The sequence below is a fragment of the Mesorhizobium sp. WSM4807 genome, assembly GCF_055811615.1.
Map to the genome: position 1 here is coordinate 448,803 of NZ_JBVVQY010000001.1, position 12,154 is coordinate 460,956.

Here is a 12,154-nt window from a genome sequence, read left to right on the forward strand (position 1 = left end):
GACAGGTCGCGCCCGTTTTCATTTTCTAGGCAAGCCAGCTGCATTTCGAGATCGAAGAATGTCCGCCGAGCCGCTGAAGACACTGTTCCATCCGTTCGAGGCCGAGGCTGTCTCCCTGCCGCGTAAGGGCGAGCGTGTCCTCTTTCTCGGCGCTGAACCGGGTTTCCGCCTGCCCGCAGGCTTCGATGCGGCACTGCATCTGGTGCAAGGCTTCCGCCCGCATTTTCGCGCGCTGCAGGGGTCGGGCTTCACGGTCACGCCGCGGCTGGAAGGCGAAGGTTTCGATGCGGCATTGGTGCTTGCCGGCCGTCATCGCGGGCGAAACGAATTGCGCATCGCTGAGGCGATTGAGCGTGTGAGGCCGGGCCGATCGATTATCGTCGCCGGTGCCAAGGACGATGGCATTGCCAGCCTGCGCAAGCGCATCGGCGAGCTTGTGCCGCTCGACGGCCATTTACCGAAACATCACGGCATCGCCTTCTGGTTCCATCGATCTGCCGATGCTGCGGTCGCGGCAGCGCTTCGCGCCGCCAATCCAACCCTTCTGCTCGAGGGCCGTTTCCGCACCGCGCCAGGCATGTTCTCTTTCGACAAGATCGATACAGGTTCGAAATTGCTGGTCGACAATCTGCCCGGCGACCTGCGTGGCAGCGTTGCCGATTTCTGTGCCGGCTGGGGCTATGTGGCGGCCGAGGTCGCCGCCCGCTCACCTGGCATATCGGCGCTCGATCTCTACGAAGCCGAGTTCGATACGCTGGAGGCGGCGAAAGGCAATATCGGCAATACAGCGGCGGAACCAGGTTTCTTCTGGATCGATCTTTTGAGCGAGCCGGTCGAGCGGCGCTATGACGCCATCGTCATGAACCCGCCCTTCCATCGCAGCCGGGCGGCCGAGCCGGAGATCGGTGCCGGCATGATCCGCGCCGCGGCAAAGGCGCTGAAGCCGGGTGGGCGGCTGTTCATGGTGGCGAACCGTCAGCTTCCCTACGAGCCGGTGCTGGCGGCCGCCTTCTCCAGCCATGCCGAGATCGCCCGCGACGGGATGTTCAAGGTTCTCGCGGCGCGCCGCTGAACGCGGAGTTCAGTGCAGATCGGCAAGGCGCCGTATCTATGGCCGCGCTCTTCGACCATCGTTCCAGTCTGCTTGCCGGCAAGGCCGTCGCATTTTTTACGGGCCGAATTAATCTCGTACGTTGTCGGTCCGCTTCAGCTCGTCGAGCGTCGGCATCGAGACGATGTGGTAGCCGGAATCGACATAGTGGATTTCGCCGGTGACGCCTGACGACAGGTCGGACAGGAGGTAGAGCGCGGAACCACCGACTTCGTCGATGGTCACTGTACGGCGAAGCGGCGAGTTGCGCTGCTGGTAGGAAAACATGTGGCGTGCATCGGAAATCCCGGCACCCGCCAATGTCCGCACCGGTCCCGCGGATATGCCGTTCACCCTGATGCCGCGCGGGCCGTAGTCGTTGGCGAGATAGCGGACGCTGGCTTCCAGACCGGCCTTGGCGACGCCCATGACGTTGTAGTTCGGCATGACACGGACGGAACCGGCATAGGTCAGCGTGATCATCGAGCCGCTGCCCTTCATCAGCGCGGCGGCATGACGGGCGACCTCGGTGAAGGAGTAGCAGGAGATGACCATGGTGCGGACGAAATTGTCGCGGCTGGTGTCGGCGTAAAGGCCCTTCAGCTCGTTCTTGTCGGAAAAGCCGATGGCGTGGACGACGAAGTCCAGCCCGCCCCAGGCCTCGCCTAAGGTCTCGAAGGTAGCGGCAACCGATGCGCTGTCCTCGACGTCGCAAGGGACGACCAGCGAGGAGCCGAGCTTGTCGGCGAGCGGCTTGACCCGGCGCCCGAAGGCTTCGCCCTGATAGGTGAAGGCGAGTTCTGCCCCATGTTCGGACAGTTTCCGGGCGATGCCCCAGGCGATCGAATGGTCGTTGGCGACACCCATGACAAGCCCGCGCTTGCCTTTCATCAATCCGTCCATGGTCGGCAATCCTTATGCGGAATAGCGCTGGAAAATCAGCGTTGCGTTGGTGCCGCCGAAACCGAACGAGTTGGACAAAACGGTGTCGATCCTGGCATCGTCGATGCGCTCTCGCACGATGGGCATGCCCTCGAATTCCGGATCGAGCTGCTCGATGTGGGCGCTCTCGCCGATGAAGCCGCCTTGCATCATCAGGATCGAGTAGATCGATTCCTGCACGCCGGCCGCACCCAGCGAATGGCCGGTCAGTGATTTCGTCGAGGTGATGAAAGGCATCTTGTCGCCGAACACCTCGCGGATTGCGCCCATTTCCCTGGAGTCGCCGACCGGCGTCGAGGTGCCGTGCGTGTTGATGTAGTCGACCGGCGAAGAAACGGTCGCCAGCGCCTGCCGCATGCAGCGCACCGCGCCTTCGCCCGAGGGCGCCACCATGTCGTAGCCGTCGGAGGTCGCGCCATAGCCGACGACCTCGGCGTAGATCTTTGCGCCGCGCGCCTTGGCGTGCTCGAGCTCTTCCAGCACCAGCACGCCGGCGCCGCCGGCAATGACGAAGCCGTCACGATCGACGTCATAGGCGCGCGAGGCGGCCGATGCCCGGTCGTTGAACTTGGAGGACATGGCGCCCATAGCGTCGAACAGGTCCGACATCGTCCAGTCGAGATCCTCATGTCCGCCGGCGAAGACCATGTCCTGCTTGCCCCACTGGATCAGTTCGTAGCCATTGCCGATGCAATGCGCCGAGGTCGAGCAGGCCGAAGAGATCGAATAGTTGACGCCGTGGATCTTGAACCAGGTTGCGAGCGTCGCCGAAGCGGTCGACGACATCGCCTTCGGCACCGCAAACGGACCGATGCGTTTGGGGCTGCCGTTCTTGAGCGTGGTTTCGGCGGCTTCGACGATGGTTCGGGTCGATGGTCCGCCCGATCCCATGACGATACCTGTGCGCTCATTGGTGATATCGCTCTCGCCAAGTCCAGCGTCCACGATAGCCTGGTCCATGGCGACATGGTTCCAGGCCGCACCTTGTGACAGGAAGCGCATGGCGCGACGATCGATCAGCGCGGAAGGGTCGAGCGTCGGCGCCCCCCAGACCTGGCAGCGGAAGCCGTGTTCGGCGAAGGAATCGGAGAAGCTGATGCCGGATCTGGCATCGTGGAGCGAGGCCTGCACCTCGTTGGCATTGTTGCCGATCGACGACACGATGCCGAGGCCTGTCACTACGACCCGTCTCATTCGCAACTCCTTCCAGCGCATGAACCCGAACCTGTCGGACAAGGATCATGCGCAAATTAAGTTCTACAGCTTCCTTGCGCGTCCCGCGGACTCGCGGCGCTGTGAAGGCGCCGGTCAGGCGGCGGTCGATTGCTTGGACAGACCCACCTTGAGATCCGTTGCTGCGTATATGGGTTCGCCATCCGCCTTCAGCCAGCCATCGGCGATACCAAGCACCAGCCGGCCGCGCATCACGCGCTTGAAGTCCACGCCATATTCTACCTTCTTGACCGACGGCGTCACCATGCCTTTGAATTTCACTTCGCCGGTCGAGAGCGCCATGCCCTTGCCCGGTTCGCCGAGCCAGCCGAGATAGAAGCCCGTCAGTTGCCACATGGCGTCGAGGCCCAGGCACCCCGGCATGATCGGATTGCCGATGAAATGGCAGGCGAAAAACCACAGGTCCGGCTTGATGTCGAATTCGGCGCGGATGAAGCCCTTGTCGAAGGCACCGCCCGTCTCGCTGATTTTGGTGATGCGATCGAACATCAGCATCGGCGGATAGGGGAGCTGGGCGTTCCCAGGTCCGAACAGCTCGCCGCGGGCGCAGGCAAGCAGTTCCTCGTAATCGTAGCTGGATTTCGAAACCGCCATCAATCTCCGTCCCCAATAATCGTCCGGGCGGTAGCGCGCCCTTGTCGTTTTTCCTAACACAATCTATTTCAGGCCGGAAACCGGCGTTTGCGCTTAACCCGCCCGTCTGCCTGGGTCAATGCGCGCTATTGATCGTATTCGGGCGACAGAATATATGTCGGGGGGTGTCCAGTTTCGGTCAATATTCGTTTTTTGCCATTCTGGGCATATCTTGAGGCGAAACTTTGAGCTTGGACGGATAGATGGATCTGGGCTGCCGGAAGGAAAATGTCTCTGTGGACAAGCGGGTTCGCGAAGCTGGCCTGAGGCCGACGCGTCAGCGCATTGCGCTGGCCGATCTGCTTTTTGCCAAAGGCGACCGCCATCTGTCGGCCGAGGAACTGCACGAGGAGGCGATCACCGCCGGCGTGCCGGTTTCGCTTGCCACCGTCTACAACGCTCTTCATCAATTCACCCGGGCGGGCCTTCTGCGCATCCTGGCCGTCGAGGGGTCGAAGACCTACTTCGACACCAACACCTCCGATCACCATCATTTCTACATTGAAGGCGAAAACAGGATCTTCGATATCGCCAGTGGTCCTGTCACGGTTTCCAACCTGCCGGAGGCGCCGGAAGGCATGGAGATCGCCAATGTCGACATCGTGGTGAGGCTGCGCCCCAAACGCTCCGGTTGATCCGCTCTTCATAAGGCCGCGAGATACCGTCTCGCCAGTATCGGCCTCTAGACCATGATCCCGACCGACAAGAAGAAGTCAGTTCTTGACCCGTTCGCCCGGATAAGCGCCCCAGACAAGCGACTGGGCGAGCCAGCCAGTGTGGCCGTTGAAGGTCATCTCGCACCACTGCCCGTCACAGGACTTGATCGTGCCCATGGCGCCCGGCTCGATGATCGCGACGATGCTGGCATCCTTTTCCGGGTCACCGAGAAGATTGACTCGGGCATCTTTGCCCCGCTGCCAGGGAGCCACGATCGCCGTACGGCGGCCTGAAAGCAGCGACTGGTTGATCCAGCCTTCCGAGCCGTCGGCATCGCGCACACGACGCCAGGTGTCGAATTCCTGGATAATCTCCATCGGCAGGCCGGGCTTCATATACATCCAGTCGACGGAATAGTTGACGCCTGGTCCGACGCGGGAGTTGACGCGGCCCGCTTTCAGGCTGACGAAACGCGGCAGCGGCAGGCCGCTCGGGCCGAGCGTTGTGCTCTGGGCGGGTGCTGCCGCATTCTGTGCCGCCACATGCGAGGAATGAAGGAGAGCGCCGAGAAATGCTGCGCTGAGGGCCAGGCGGAGCGACGCGAAACCAGACACTTTCATTCCTTTCGGCGCCGGCTCATCGGCCTTGGCGCCCCTTTTTCTTTGTCTTCGGCGGAACCTCTTGTTACATGAAGAACTGGCACCGCGACCGGCCTGCAGTTTCGCCTGTCTTGGTTAAAGAGGTCTCAACGAGGTCGGGTTCGAGGAAACAATGGTAGGCAGAAAAAGGCCCCTCGTCGTCATCACGCGCAAGCTCCCCGACCCGGTCGAGACCCGCATGCGTGAGCTGTTCGACGCCCGGCTGAATGTCGAAGACAGGCCGATGACGCAGCCGGAACTGGTCGCGGCGGTCAAGGAAGCCGACGTGCTGGTGCCGACCATAACCGATCAAATCGACGCGGCGCTGATCGCTCAGGCTGGCGACAACCTCAAGCTGATCGCCAATTTCGGTAACGGCGTCGACAAGATCGACGTGTCAGCAGCAGCGAAGAAGGGCATTACCGTCACCAACACGCCGAACGTGCTGACCGAAGATACGGCCGACATGACCATGGCGCTGATGCTGGCGGTGCCGCGGCGGCTGGCGGAAGGCGCCAATGTGCTGACCGGCGACAAGAAATGGGCCGGCTGGTCGCCGACCTGGATGCTCGGCCGGCGTATCTGGGGCAAACGCCTCGGCATTGTCGGCATGGGCCGCATCGGCACCGCTGTCGCCCGACGGGCCAAGGCCTTTGGCCTGTCGATCCACTATCACAACCGCCATCGCGTGCTGCCGGCAGTCGAGGACGAGCTGGAGGCGACCTACTGGGAGAGCCTCGACCAGATGCTTGCCCGCATGGACATCATATCGGTCAATTGTCCGTCGACGCCGGCGACCTTCCACCTGCTTTCGGCGCGGCGGCTGGCGCTTCTGCAACCGTCCGCTTACATCGTCAACACAGCGCGCGGCGACATAATCGACGAGGACTCTCTGGTCAAGCTGATCCAGGATGGCAAGATCGCCGGCGCCGGCCTCGATGTCTACGAGCATGAGCCGGCGCTGAACAGCAAATTGCTGAAGCTCGCCGCCAAGGGCAAGGTCGTGTTGTTGCCGCACATGGGGTCGGCGACGCTCGAGGGCCGGATCGACATGGGCGAGAAGGTGATCATCAACATCCGCGCCTTCTTCGATGGCCACCGTCCACCGGATCGCGTACTGCCACTGCGGACGTGATGCCATCTTAAGTTAGCGTAGGCTTACGAAATCACCTTGCGCATGGTAATCGAGGTCGGACGGTCATAGCCCTTGTGCGCTGTCCGTTCCGTTTCGCGAAAGCCGAGCCGGGCAAAGGCCGCGTGATTTCCGGTCAGTTCGATCCGCGTCTGAAGCTCGATCGCAGGCTTGCTGCGGTTGCGGGCGAGATCCTCGACAGCTTGCATCAACTGCCTGGCAATGCCCTGTCCCTGAAAGTCCGGTTCGACCGCGAGCTTTCCGATATAATGCATGTCGCGCAAAAGTGTGCAGCGGTTTTGCGATAACGACATGCATAAAACAACAACCTAAAGCGCGTCGCATGAGGCCCGGTCAAACGCGACGCGCTTTAGAAATCGTTGGCCCGCTCCAGAACAAAAACGCAGCCGACGGTCCTGCCGTCCTTCAGCGCCGCAAAGCCCGTCTCTTGCCGGGCCTTGTCCCGGAGATTTTCGACCGTGAGCCGATGCGCCGAGGATGGCGGAGCGATGACACCGTCCATAGCGGCGAAGGCGCGCATGATCAGCGCCAGCACCTCGTCCCAACGGTCGAAATCGGCCGGAAGCTGCTCGACGGAAACCAGGCTGCCCAAGGTCTAGTTTCTCTTGTAGCGGATCGTGTCGAAGCGCGCTGTCAACGCATCGTAAAGCAGCAGGCGGCCGACCAGCGGCTCGCCAATGCCGGCGATCAGCTTGATCGCCTCCATAGCCTGCAGCGTGCCGACGACACCGGTCAGCACGCCGAGTACGCCGGCCACAGCGCAGGATGGCACCAGGCCGGGTGGCGGCGGTTCCGGAAAAAGATCGCGATAGCTTGGATTCGGCCTGCCGTCCGCGCCGGTCTCGAACGGTTTCAGCACGGTCACCGAGCCGTCGAAGCGGCCGACGGCGGCATGTACCAGCGGCCGCTTTTCCGCGGCGCAGGCGTCGGCCGCCGCATAACGTGTTTCGAAATTGTCGGAACCGTCGACGACGATGTCATAACGGGCGACGAGGGCAGGGGCGTTGTCCGCCGTCAGCCGGAGATTGTGCAGTTCCACGGCGACGTTGGGATTGATGCGAGCGATGGCCGCTTTGGCACTGTCTGTTTTCGCCATGCCGAGTGTGTCGGTGCCGTGGATCACCTGTCTTTGCAGGTTCGACAGTGAGACGCTGTCGTCGTCGACGATGCCGAGTGTGCCGACGCCGGCTGCGGCAAGATATTCAAGCACCGGCGCTCCCAGGCCGCCGGCGCCGATGACCAGGACTCGAGCCCGCTTCAGTCGCTGCTGGCCGGCGCCGCCGATCTCGGGCAGCACGATGTGGCGGGCGTAGCGTTCGAGTTCTTCGTTAGTGAGCGCGGTGGTGATCATTGCCGGACCATATAGCGGGAGAAAAACCTTGTCAGGCGCAATCCATGTTGCCAAAGCCTGCCATCGGCTTGGCCATCGGGGTGCGCAGCAGTTGAATAGTGAATAGTGAATAGTGAATAGCGAAATACGGGTGCTCTCACTACTATTCACTACTACTTTGGGACGATATCAAGGAAGTCAAATGGTTGGCCCGACCGTGCCGTGATCGACGGTCAGGAACTGCGCGCGTCCCTTGAGACTGGAAAACAGCGCCGCGTCGGTCCCGGTCATGAAAGTCTGGCAATTCAGCTCTTCCAGGATCGAGAACAGCGCGGCGCGCCGGCCGCTGTCGAGATGGGCAGCGATCTCGTCGAGCAGCAGGATCGGCGTCATGCCCGACATCTCGCCGGTGAGCCGGGCATGCGACAAGACCATGCCGACCAGCAGCGCCTTCTGCTCGCCGGTCGAACAGAGTTCGGCCGGCATCGCCTTGGGCCGGTGCCGCACCACGAGGTCCGAACGGTGCGGGCCGTCGAGCGTGCGCCCGGCGGCGCGGTCGCGATCGCGGCCTTCGGCAAGCGCTTGGCGGAACCGCTCCTCGACATCGACAGCCGCGGTGGTGCCGACTTCGCTTTCCAAGGTGCCCGACAGGCCGATGTCGGCTTGCGGAAACGGACCGGCGCTTGGCAGCCTGTCGATCATGGCGGCGAGCAGGCGCACCAGTTCGGCACGCGCCGCGGCAATCGCCACACCGGTTTCGGCCATTTGCGTCTCGATCGCATCGAACCAGGCGCCGTCACGCGAGCCTTCGGCGAGCAGCCGATTGCGGCCGCGCATCGCTTTTTCGTAGTCGAGCGCGCGCTGGCCGTGGCCGGGATCGATCGCCAGGACCTGCCGGTCGAGAAAGCGCCGGCGGTCTGCGGCCGGCCCGGTGAACAATGCATCCATCGCCGGTGTCAGCCAGACGACGCGCAGCCATTCCAGCATGTCCTCCGCCGAGCGCACTGCCGCGCCATTGATCCGCACCCGCCGGCCGCTCTCGCCGGCGGCATCGCCGCCTGCAATGCCGGTGCCGATCTCGACCGGTCCGTCCGGCCCATCGAGCCGGGCATGGATGGCAAAGCCGCCGTCGCCGCCTTCACGCGGCACGTCGGCATAAGGTGCACGGCGCAGGCCGCGACCCGGTGTCAGCAGGGAAATCGCTTCCAGCAGGTTGGTTTTGCCGGCGCCATTGTCGCCGGAAAAAACCACGGCGCCGGGGTCGAGGCCGATCGACAGCGTTGCGTAATTGCGGAAATTCGTAAGTGACAGCTTACTTATATGAGTCTGCTGATCGTGCTCAGGCTGCTTCGCAACTCCGGTCATGACAGCAAGATGGCCTCGTTCCGGCCTATACCCGCATCGGCATCAGCACGTAGAGCGTGGTTTCGTCGGCCATGTCGTGGATCAGCGTTGGCGAACCGGCGTCCGCCAGCATGAATTTTGCCTCAGTGCCGGTCAACTGGGCGGCGACGTCGAGCAGATATCTGGCGTTGAAGCCGATTTCGATCGCATCGGACGAATAATCTGCGGCGAGTTCCTCGGTGGCGCTGCCCGAATCCGGATTGTTGACCGCAAGCGTGACCTGGCCTTCTCCAATCGAAAGCTTCACCGCCCGGCCGCGTTCGGACGAAATGGTCGAGACGCGGTCGACGGCGGCGGCGAAACTCTGGCGGTCGATGATCAGCTTCTTGTCGTTGCCGGTGGGGATGACCCGCTGATAGTCCGGGAAGGTGCCGTCGATCAGCTTCGAGGTCAAAACGACACTGCCGATGGTGAAACGGATCTTGGTGTCGGACAATTCGGTGGTCACGGCGACGTCCGGGTCGTCGACAAGCTTCTGCAGTTCGCTGACCGTCTTGCGCGGAATGATGATGCCCGGCATGCCTTCGGATCCTGCCGGCGCGTCGATCTCGGCGCGCGCCAGCCGATGGCCGTCGGTCGCTACCGAGCGCAGCTTCAGCTTGCCGTCGGCGTCATGCGTGTGCAGATAGATGCCGTTCAGGTAGTAGCGCGTCTCTTCGGTGGAGATGGCGAATTGGGTCTTCTCGATCAGGCCCTTGAGCGCGACCGAATCGAGCCGGAAGATATGCGAGAACGATCCGGCCGAAAGCTCCGGGAAATCGGATTGCGGCAGGCACTGGAGACGGAAGCTTGAGCGGCCCGAGGTCACCGTCATGGCGTTGCCGTCCTCGTCGGTCTTCAGCATGACCTCCGCGCCGTCGGCGAGCTTGCGCACGATGTCGTAGAGCAGATGCGCCGGAACCGTCGTCGCCCCGCCGCGCTCAACCTTGGCGTGCGTGGCTTCGGTCACCTCCAGATCGAGGTCGGTAGCCTTCATTTCGAGGGTGGCGCCTTCGGCGCTCAGCAGCACGTTCGAAAGGATCGGTATGGTGTTGCGCCGCTCGACCACGCGATGAACGTGGTTGAGCGACTTCAGGAGATTTGACCGTTCCAGGATAACACGCATGACGAAACAGGCTCGCTTGAATGAATGAGCGGGTCTCCGGCAAGCGGCAACCCGCGAAAGCTCTGAACAGGCTCAGAATCTGCACAAACTGACAGGAAAAAACCCGTAAGCGCAAGCCCGTGCTACCGGTTCGGGCCGGTTACGCGGGCTTTCTGGGGATAAAACTGGCGAAGTCCGCAAGGCAATGCTTGTCGCCCAAAAGTGCGCAGCGGTTGTGGGGCAACGACATGCATAAAAAACAAAGATTTCAAGCGCGTCGCAGCCATCCAAAATGCGACGCGCTTTTGTTTTTCGGGCCGGTCAGGCCTGATCGTTGATGAGTCTTCTCAGCAATTCGAGCTCCTGCGCCAGCGTGTTGTCGACGCCTGAAAGATCCTCGATCTTGCGCACGGCATGCAGCACCGTCGTGTGATCGCGGCCACCGAAACGCCGTCCGATCTCCGGCAAGGAGCGCGGTGTCATCACTTTCGACAGGTACATTGCGACCTGCCGCGGCTTGACGATCGTGCGCGTGCGACGGTTAGACAGAAGTTCGGTCTTCGACACATTGTAGTGGCGCGCGACGATGCGCTGGATGTCCTCGATGCGCACCCGCTTCGGCTCGCCCGAACGATAGATGTGGCCGAGGATCTCGTCGATGCGGTCGATTGTGATCTGCGGTTCAAACGACTGGCGGAACAGGAGTTGGTTGAACGCACCTTCGAGTTCGCGCCCGCTGCCGGTCACCGTGCGAGCGACATGGTTGAGGATCTCCTCCGAGATGTCGAGCGACGCATCATCGGCCTTGGCGGTGGCAAGGCGCAGCTTGAGCATGCCGATCCGCATGGCGAAATCCGGCGCCGACATTTCGAGCGCGACGCCGCCGTTGAGGCGCGAGCGGACGCGAGGCTCCAGCGATTCCAGTTCCGACGGCGGCCGGTCGGCTGCGACCACCACCTGCTTGGCGCTGTCGAGCAGCATGTTGATCAGATGGCAGAATTCATGCTGGATCGACTTGCCTTGCAGGAACTGCATGTCGTCGATGATGAGAAGATCGATGTCGCGCAGCTGTTCCTTCAGCGTCAGTGCGTTGTTGTCGCGGATCGCGGTGGCAAACCGCCACATGAAATATTCGGCGGTGAGATAGACTACACGCGACTTCGGATTCTGCTTCAGCGATTCCGCCGCGATCGCCTGCAGCAGGTGAGTCTTGCCCAGTCCCACCGTCGCGTGAAGAAACAGCGGATTGAAGCGCACCGCGCTCGACTGCGATTCCGCCACCGCTTTGGCGGCGGCGAAGGCCACCCGGTTTGACGGTCCCTCGATGAAGGAGCCGAACGTGTAGCGCGGGTCTAGCGGCGAACCGAGCACATTGTGCCGGAACTCGGTCTCTGCAGGCGTTCCCGGGCGAGGTGCCGGTACCCGCTCCAGCCTGCCGGGGCTTGCTGTTCCCGCGGCCAGCGCCGTTTGCGCTTGCCTGGTCATCTTGCGCGCCGGGGCCACTTCGGGCTCGACGCCGTTGCGCCCCGGGCGGGTAGCGGTGCGCACCACGATCTCGATCTTGAGGATTTCAGGATCCTCGTGTTTCCACAACTCGGCGATAAGGTCGAGATAGTGGCCGTTGATCCACGAGCGCAGGAAGGCGGTGGGAACCGAGATGCGGACAATGCCCCGGGACGCCTCGGCGACCTTCATGCGTCCGAACCAGCTCGAATAGACTTCGGTTCCCAGACGCGCCTTCAACTGGGCCTTGACCCGGTCGAACTTTTGTTCCGCGTCGATGGAAGCCGACATATCGTCCCCTTCGGTTAAGGTTCCAGGGAATGGGAGGTCGCCCGTAAGCTCCCTTTCGATGCCGCTCTGCATGATCGAGTTCCTTGTCCTTTTGTACCTTTTTCCGCCGGGAATGCGCCTCCTGCATCCATGTTTCCGGCGACCGTGTCCTTGCTGCGACACCATCGCCGCCGCCGGCAGATGATGTCGCCTCATT

General features: G+C 62.3%; 12 protein-coding genes and 1 pseudogene. 3 read left to right on the forward strand and 10 right to left on the reverse strand.

All coding sequences use genetic code 11. The features are described from left to right. Positions 1–58 precede the first annotated feature (58 nt). A complete protein-coding gene (locus AC0L3N_RS02090) occupies positions 59–1,072 on the forward strand; it encodes a class I SAM-dependent methyltransferase (protein ID WP_473545199.1) in 1,014 nt (337 codons plus the stop codon). 108 nt (positions 1,073–1,180) lie between these two features. On the opposite strand, the gene fabI is transcribed toward AC0L3N_RS02090, so the two are convergent. The 3 genes from fabI to fabA form a co-directional block, all read right to left on the reverse strand. Continuing rightward, positions 1,181–1,993 (reverse strand): enoyl-ACP reductase FabI, encoded by an 813-nt coding sequence (gene fabI, locus AC0L3N_RS02095; protein WP_473545201.1) that lies wholly within the window; start codon positions 1,991–1,993, stop codon positions 1,181–1,183. Between the two features lie 12 nt (positions 1,994–2,005). Beyond that, on the reverse strand, positions 2,006–3,226 hold the full coding sequence (gene fabB, locus AC0L3N_RS02100) for a beta-ketoacyl-ACP synthase I (RefSeq protein WP_473545203.1): 1,221 nt from the start codon (positions 3,224–3,226) through the stop codon (positions 2,006–2,008). Between the two features lie 114 nt (positions 3,227–3,340). After that, entirely contained in the window at positions 3,341–3,859 is a 519-nt protein-coding gene (fabA, locus tag AC0L3N_RS02105; RefSeq protein ID WP_473545205.1) for a 3-hydroxyacyl-[acyl-carrier-protein] dehydratase FabA, read from the reverse strand. 242 nt (positions 3,860–4,101) lie between these two features. Between fabA and irrA the strand changes: the two genes are divergently transcribed. Beyond that, positions 4,102–4,533, forward strand: coding sequence for an iron response transcriptional regulator IrrA (gene irrA / locus AC0L3N_RS02110; RefSeq protein WP_473545207.1), 432 nt, complete (start codon positions 4,102–4,104; stop codon positions 4,531–4,533). 78 nt (positions 4,534–4,611) lie between these two features. Here the strand turns inward: irrA and AC0L3N_RS02115 are convergent, their stop codons facing one another. Further along, entirely contained in the window at positions 4,612–5,169 is a 558-nt protein-coding gene (locus tag AC0L3N_RS02115) for an SH3 domain-containing protein (protein ID WP_473483828.1), read from the reverse strand. Between the two features lie 157 nt (positions 5,170–5,326). Between AC0L3N_RS02115 and AC0L3N_RS02120 the strand changes: the two genes are divergently transcribed. Continuing rightward, a complete protein-coding gene (locus AC0L3N_RS02120; RefSeq protein WP_123146526.1) occupies positions 5,327–6,328 on the forward strand; it encodes a 2-hydroxyacid dehydrogenase in 1,002 nt (333 codons plus the stop codon). Between the two features lie 23 nt (positions 6,329–6,351). Here AC0L3N_RS02120 and AC0L3N_RS02125 read toward each other — a convergent pair. The 6 genes and pseudogenes from AC0L3N_RS02125 to dnaA form a co-directional block, all read right to left on the reverse strand. After that, positions 6,352–6,594, reverse strand: a pseudogene (locus AC0L3N_RS02125) (GNAT family N-acetyltransferase); the annotation flags it as partial. 101 nt (positions 6,595–6,695) lie between these two features. Continuing rightward, positions 6,696–6,938, reverse strand: a complete 243-nt coding sequence (locus AC0L3N_RS02130; protein WP_473545209.1) for a hypothetical protein — start codon at positions 6,936–6,938, stop codon at positions 6,696–6,698. Positions 6,939–6,941: 3 nt separating this feature from the next. After that, on the reverse strand, positions 6,942–7,697 hold the full coding sequence (locus AC0L3N_RS02135) for a molybdopterin-synthase adenylyltransferase MoeB (RefSeq protein WP_473545211.1): 756 nt from the start codon (positions 7,695–7,697) through the stop codon (positions 6,942–6,944). Between the two features lie 177 nt (positions 7,698–7,874). Beyond that, positions 7,875–9,041: a DNA replication/repair protein RecF gene (gene recF, locus AC0L3N_RS02140; RefSeq protein ID WP_473545213.1), complete on the reverse strand. Its 1,167-nt coding sequence runs from the start codon at positions 9,039–9,041 to the stop codon at positions 7,875–7,877. Between the two features lie 25 nt (positions 9,042–9,066). After that, positions 9,067–10,185, reverse strand: coding sequence for a DNA polymerase III subunit beta (dnaN, locus tag AC0L3N_RS02145; RefSeq protein ID WP_473545215.1), 1,119 nt, complete (start codon positions 10,183–10,185; stop codon positions 9,067–9,069). A gap of 300 nt (positions 10,186–10,485) precedes the next feature. Next, a complete protein-coding gene (gene dnaA, locus AC0L3N_RS02150; RefSeq protein WP_095493587.1) occupies positions 10,486–12,030 on the reverse strand; it encodes a chromosomal replication initiator protein DnaA in 1,545 nt (514 codons plus the stop codon). Between the last annotated feature and the right edge of the window lie 124 nt (positions 12,031–12,154).

Excerpts from the sequence above, each read along its gene's own strand:
- AC0L3N_RS02135 (WP_473545211.1), bottom strand. The coding sequence starts at position 7,697 with ATGATCACCACCGCGCTCACTAACGAAGAACTCGAACGCTACGCCCGC.
- fabI (WP_473545201.1), bottom strand. The coding sequence starts at position 1,993 with ATGGACGGATTGATGAAAGGCAAGCGCGGGCTTGTCATGGGTGTCGCC.
- irrA (WP_473545207.1), top strand. The coding sequence starts at position 4,102 with ATGGATCTGGGCTGCCGGAAGGAAAATGTCTCTGTGGACAAGCGGGTT.
- fabA (WP_473545205.1), bottom strand. The coding sequence starts at position 3,859 with ATGGCGGTTTCGAAATCCAGCTACGATTACGAGGAACTGCTTGCCTGC.
- recF (WP_473545213.1), bottom strand. The coding sequence starts at position 9,041 with ATGACCGGAGTTGCGAAGCAGCCTGAGCACGATCAGCAGACTCATATA.
- dnaN (WP_473545215.1), bottom strand. The coding sequence starts at position 10,185 with ATGCGTGTTATCCTGGAACGGTCAAATCTCCTGAAGTCGCTCAACCAC.
- AC0L3N_RS02120 (WP_123146526.1), top strand. The coding sequence starts at position 5,327 with ATGGTAGGCAGAAAAAGGCCCCTCGTCGTCATCACGCGCAAGCTCCCC.
- fabB (WP_473545203.1), bottom strand. The coding sequence starts at position 3,226 with ATGAGACGGGTCGTAGTGACAGGCCTCGGCATCGTGTCGTCGATCGGC.
- AC0L3N_RS02090 (WP_473545199.1), top strand. The coding sequence starts at position 59 with ATGTCCGCCGAGCCGCTGAAGACACTGTTCCATCCGTTCGAGGCCGAG.
- dnaA (WP_095493587.1), bottom strand. The coding sequence starts at position 12,030 with ATGCAGAGCGGCATCGAAAGGGAGCTTACGGGCGACCTCCCATTCCCT.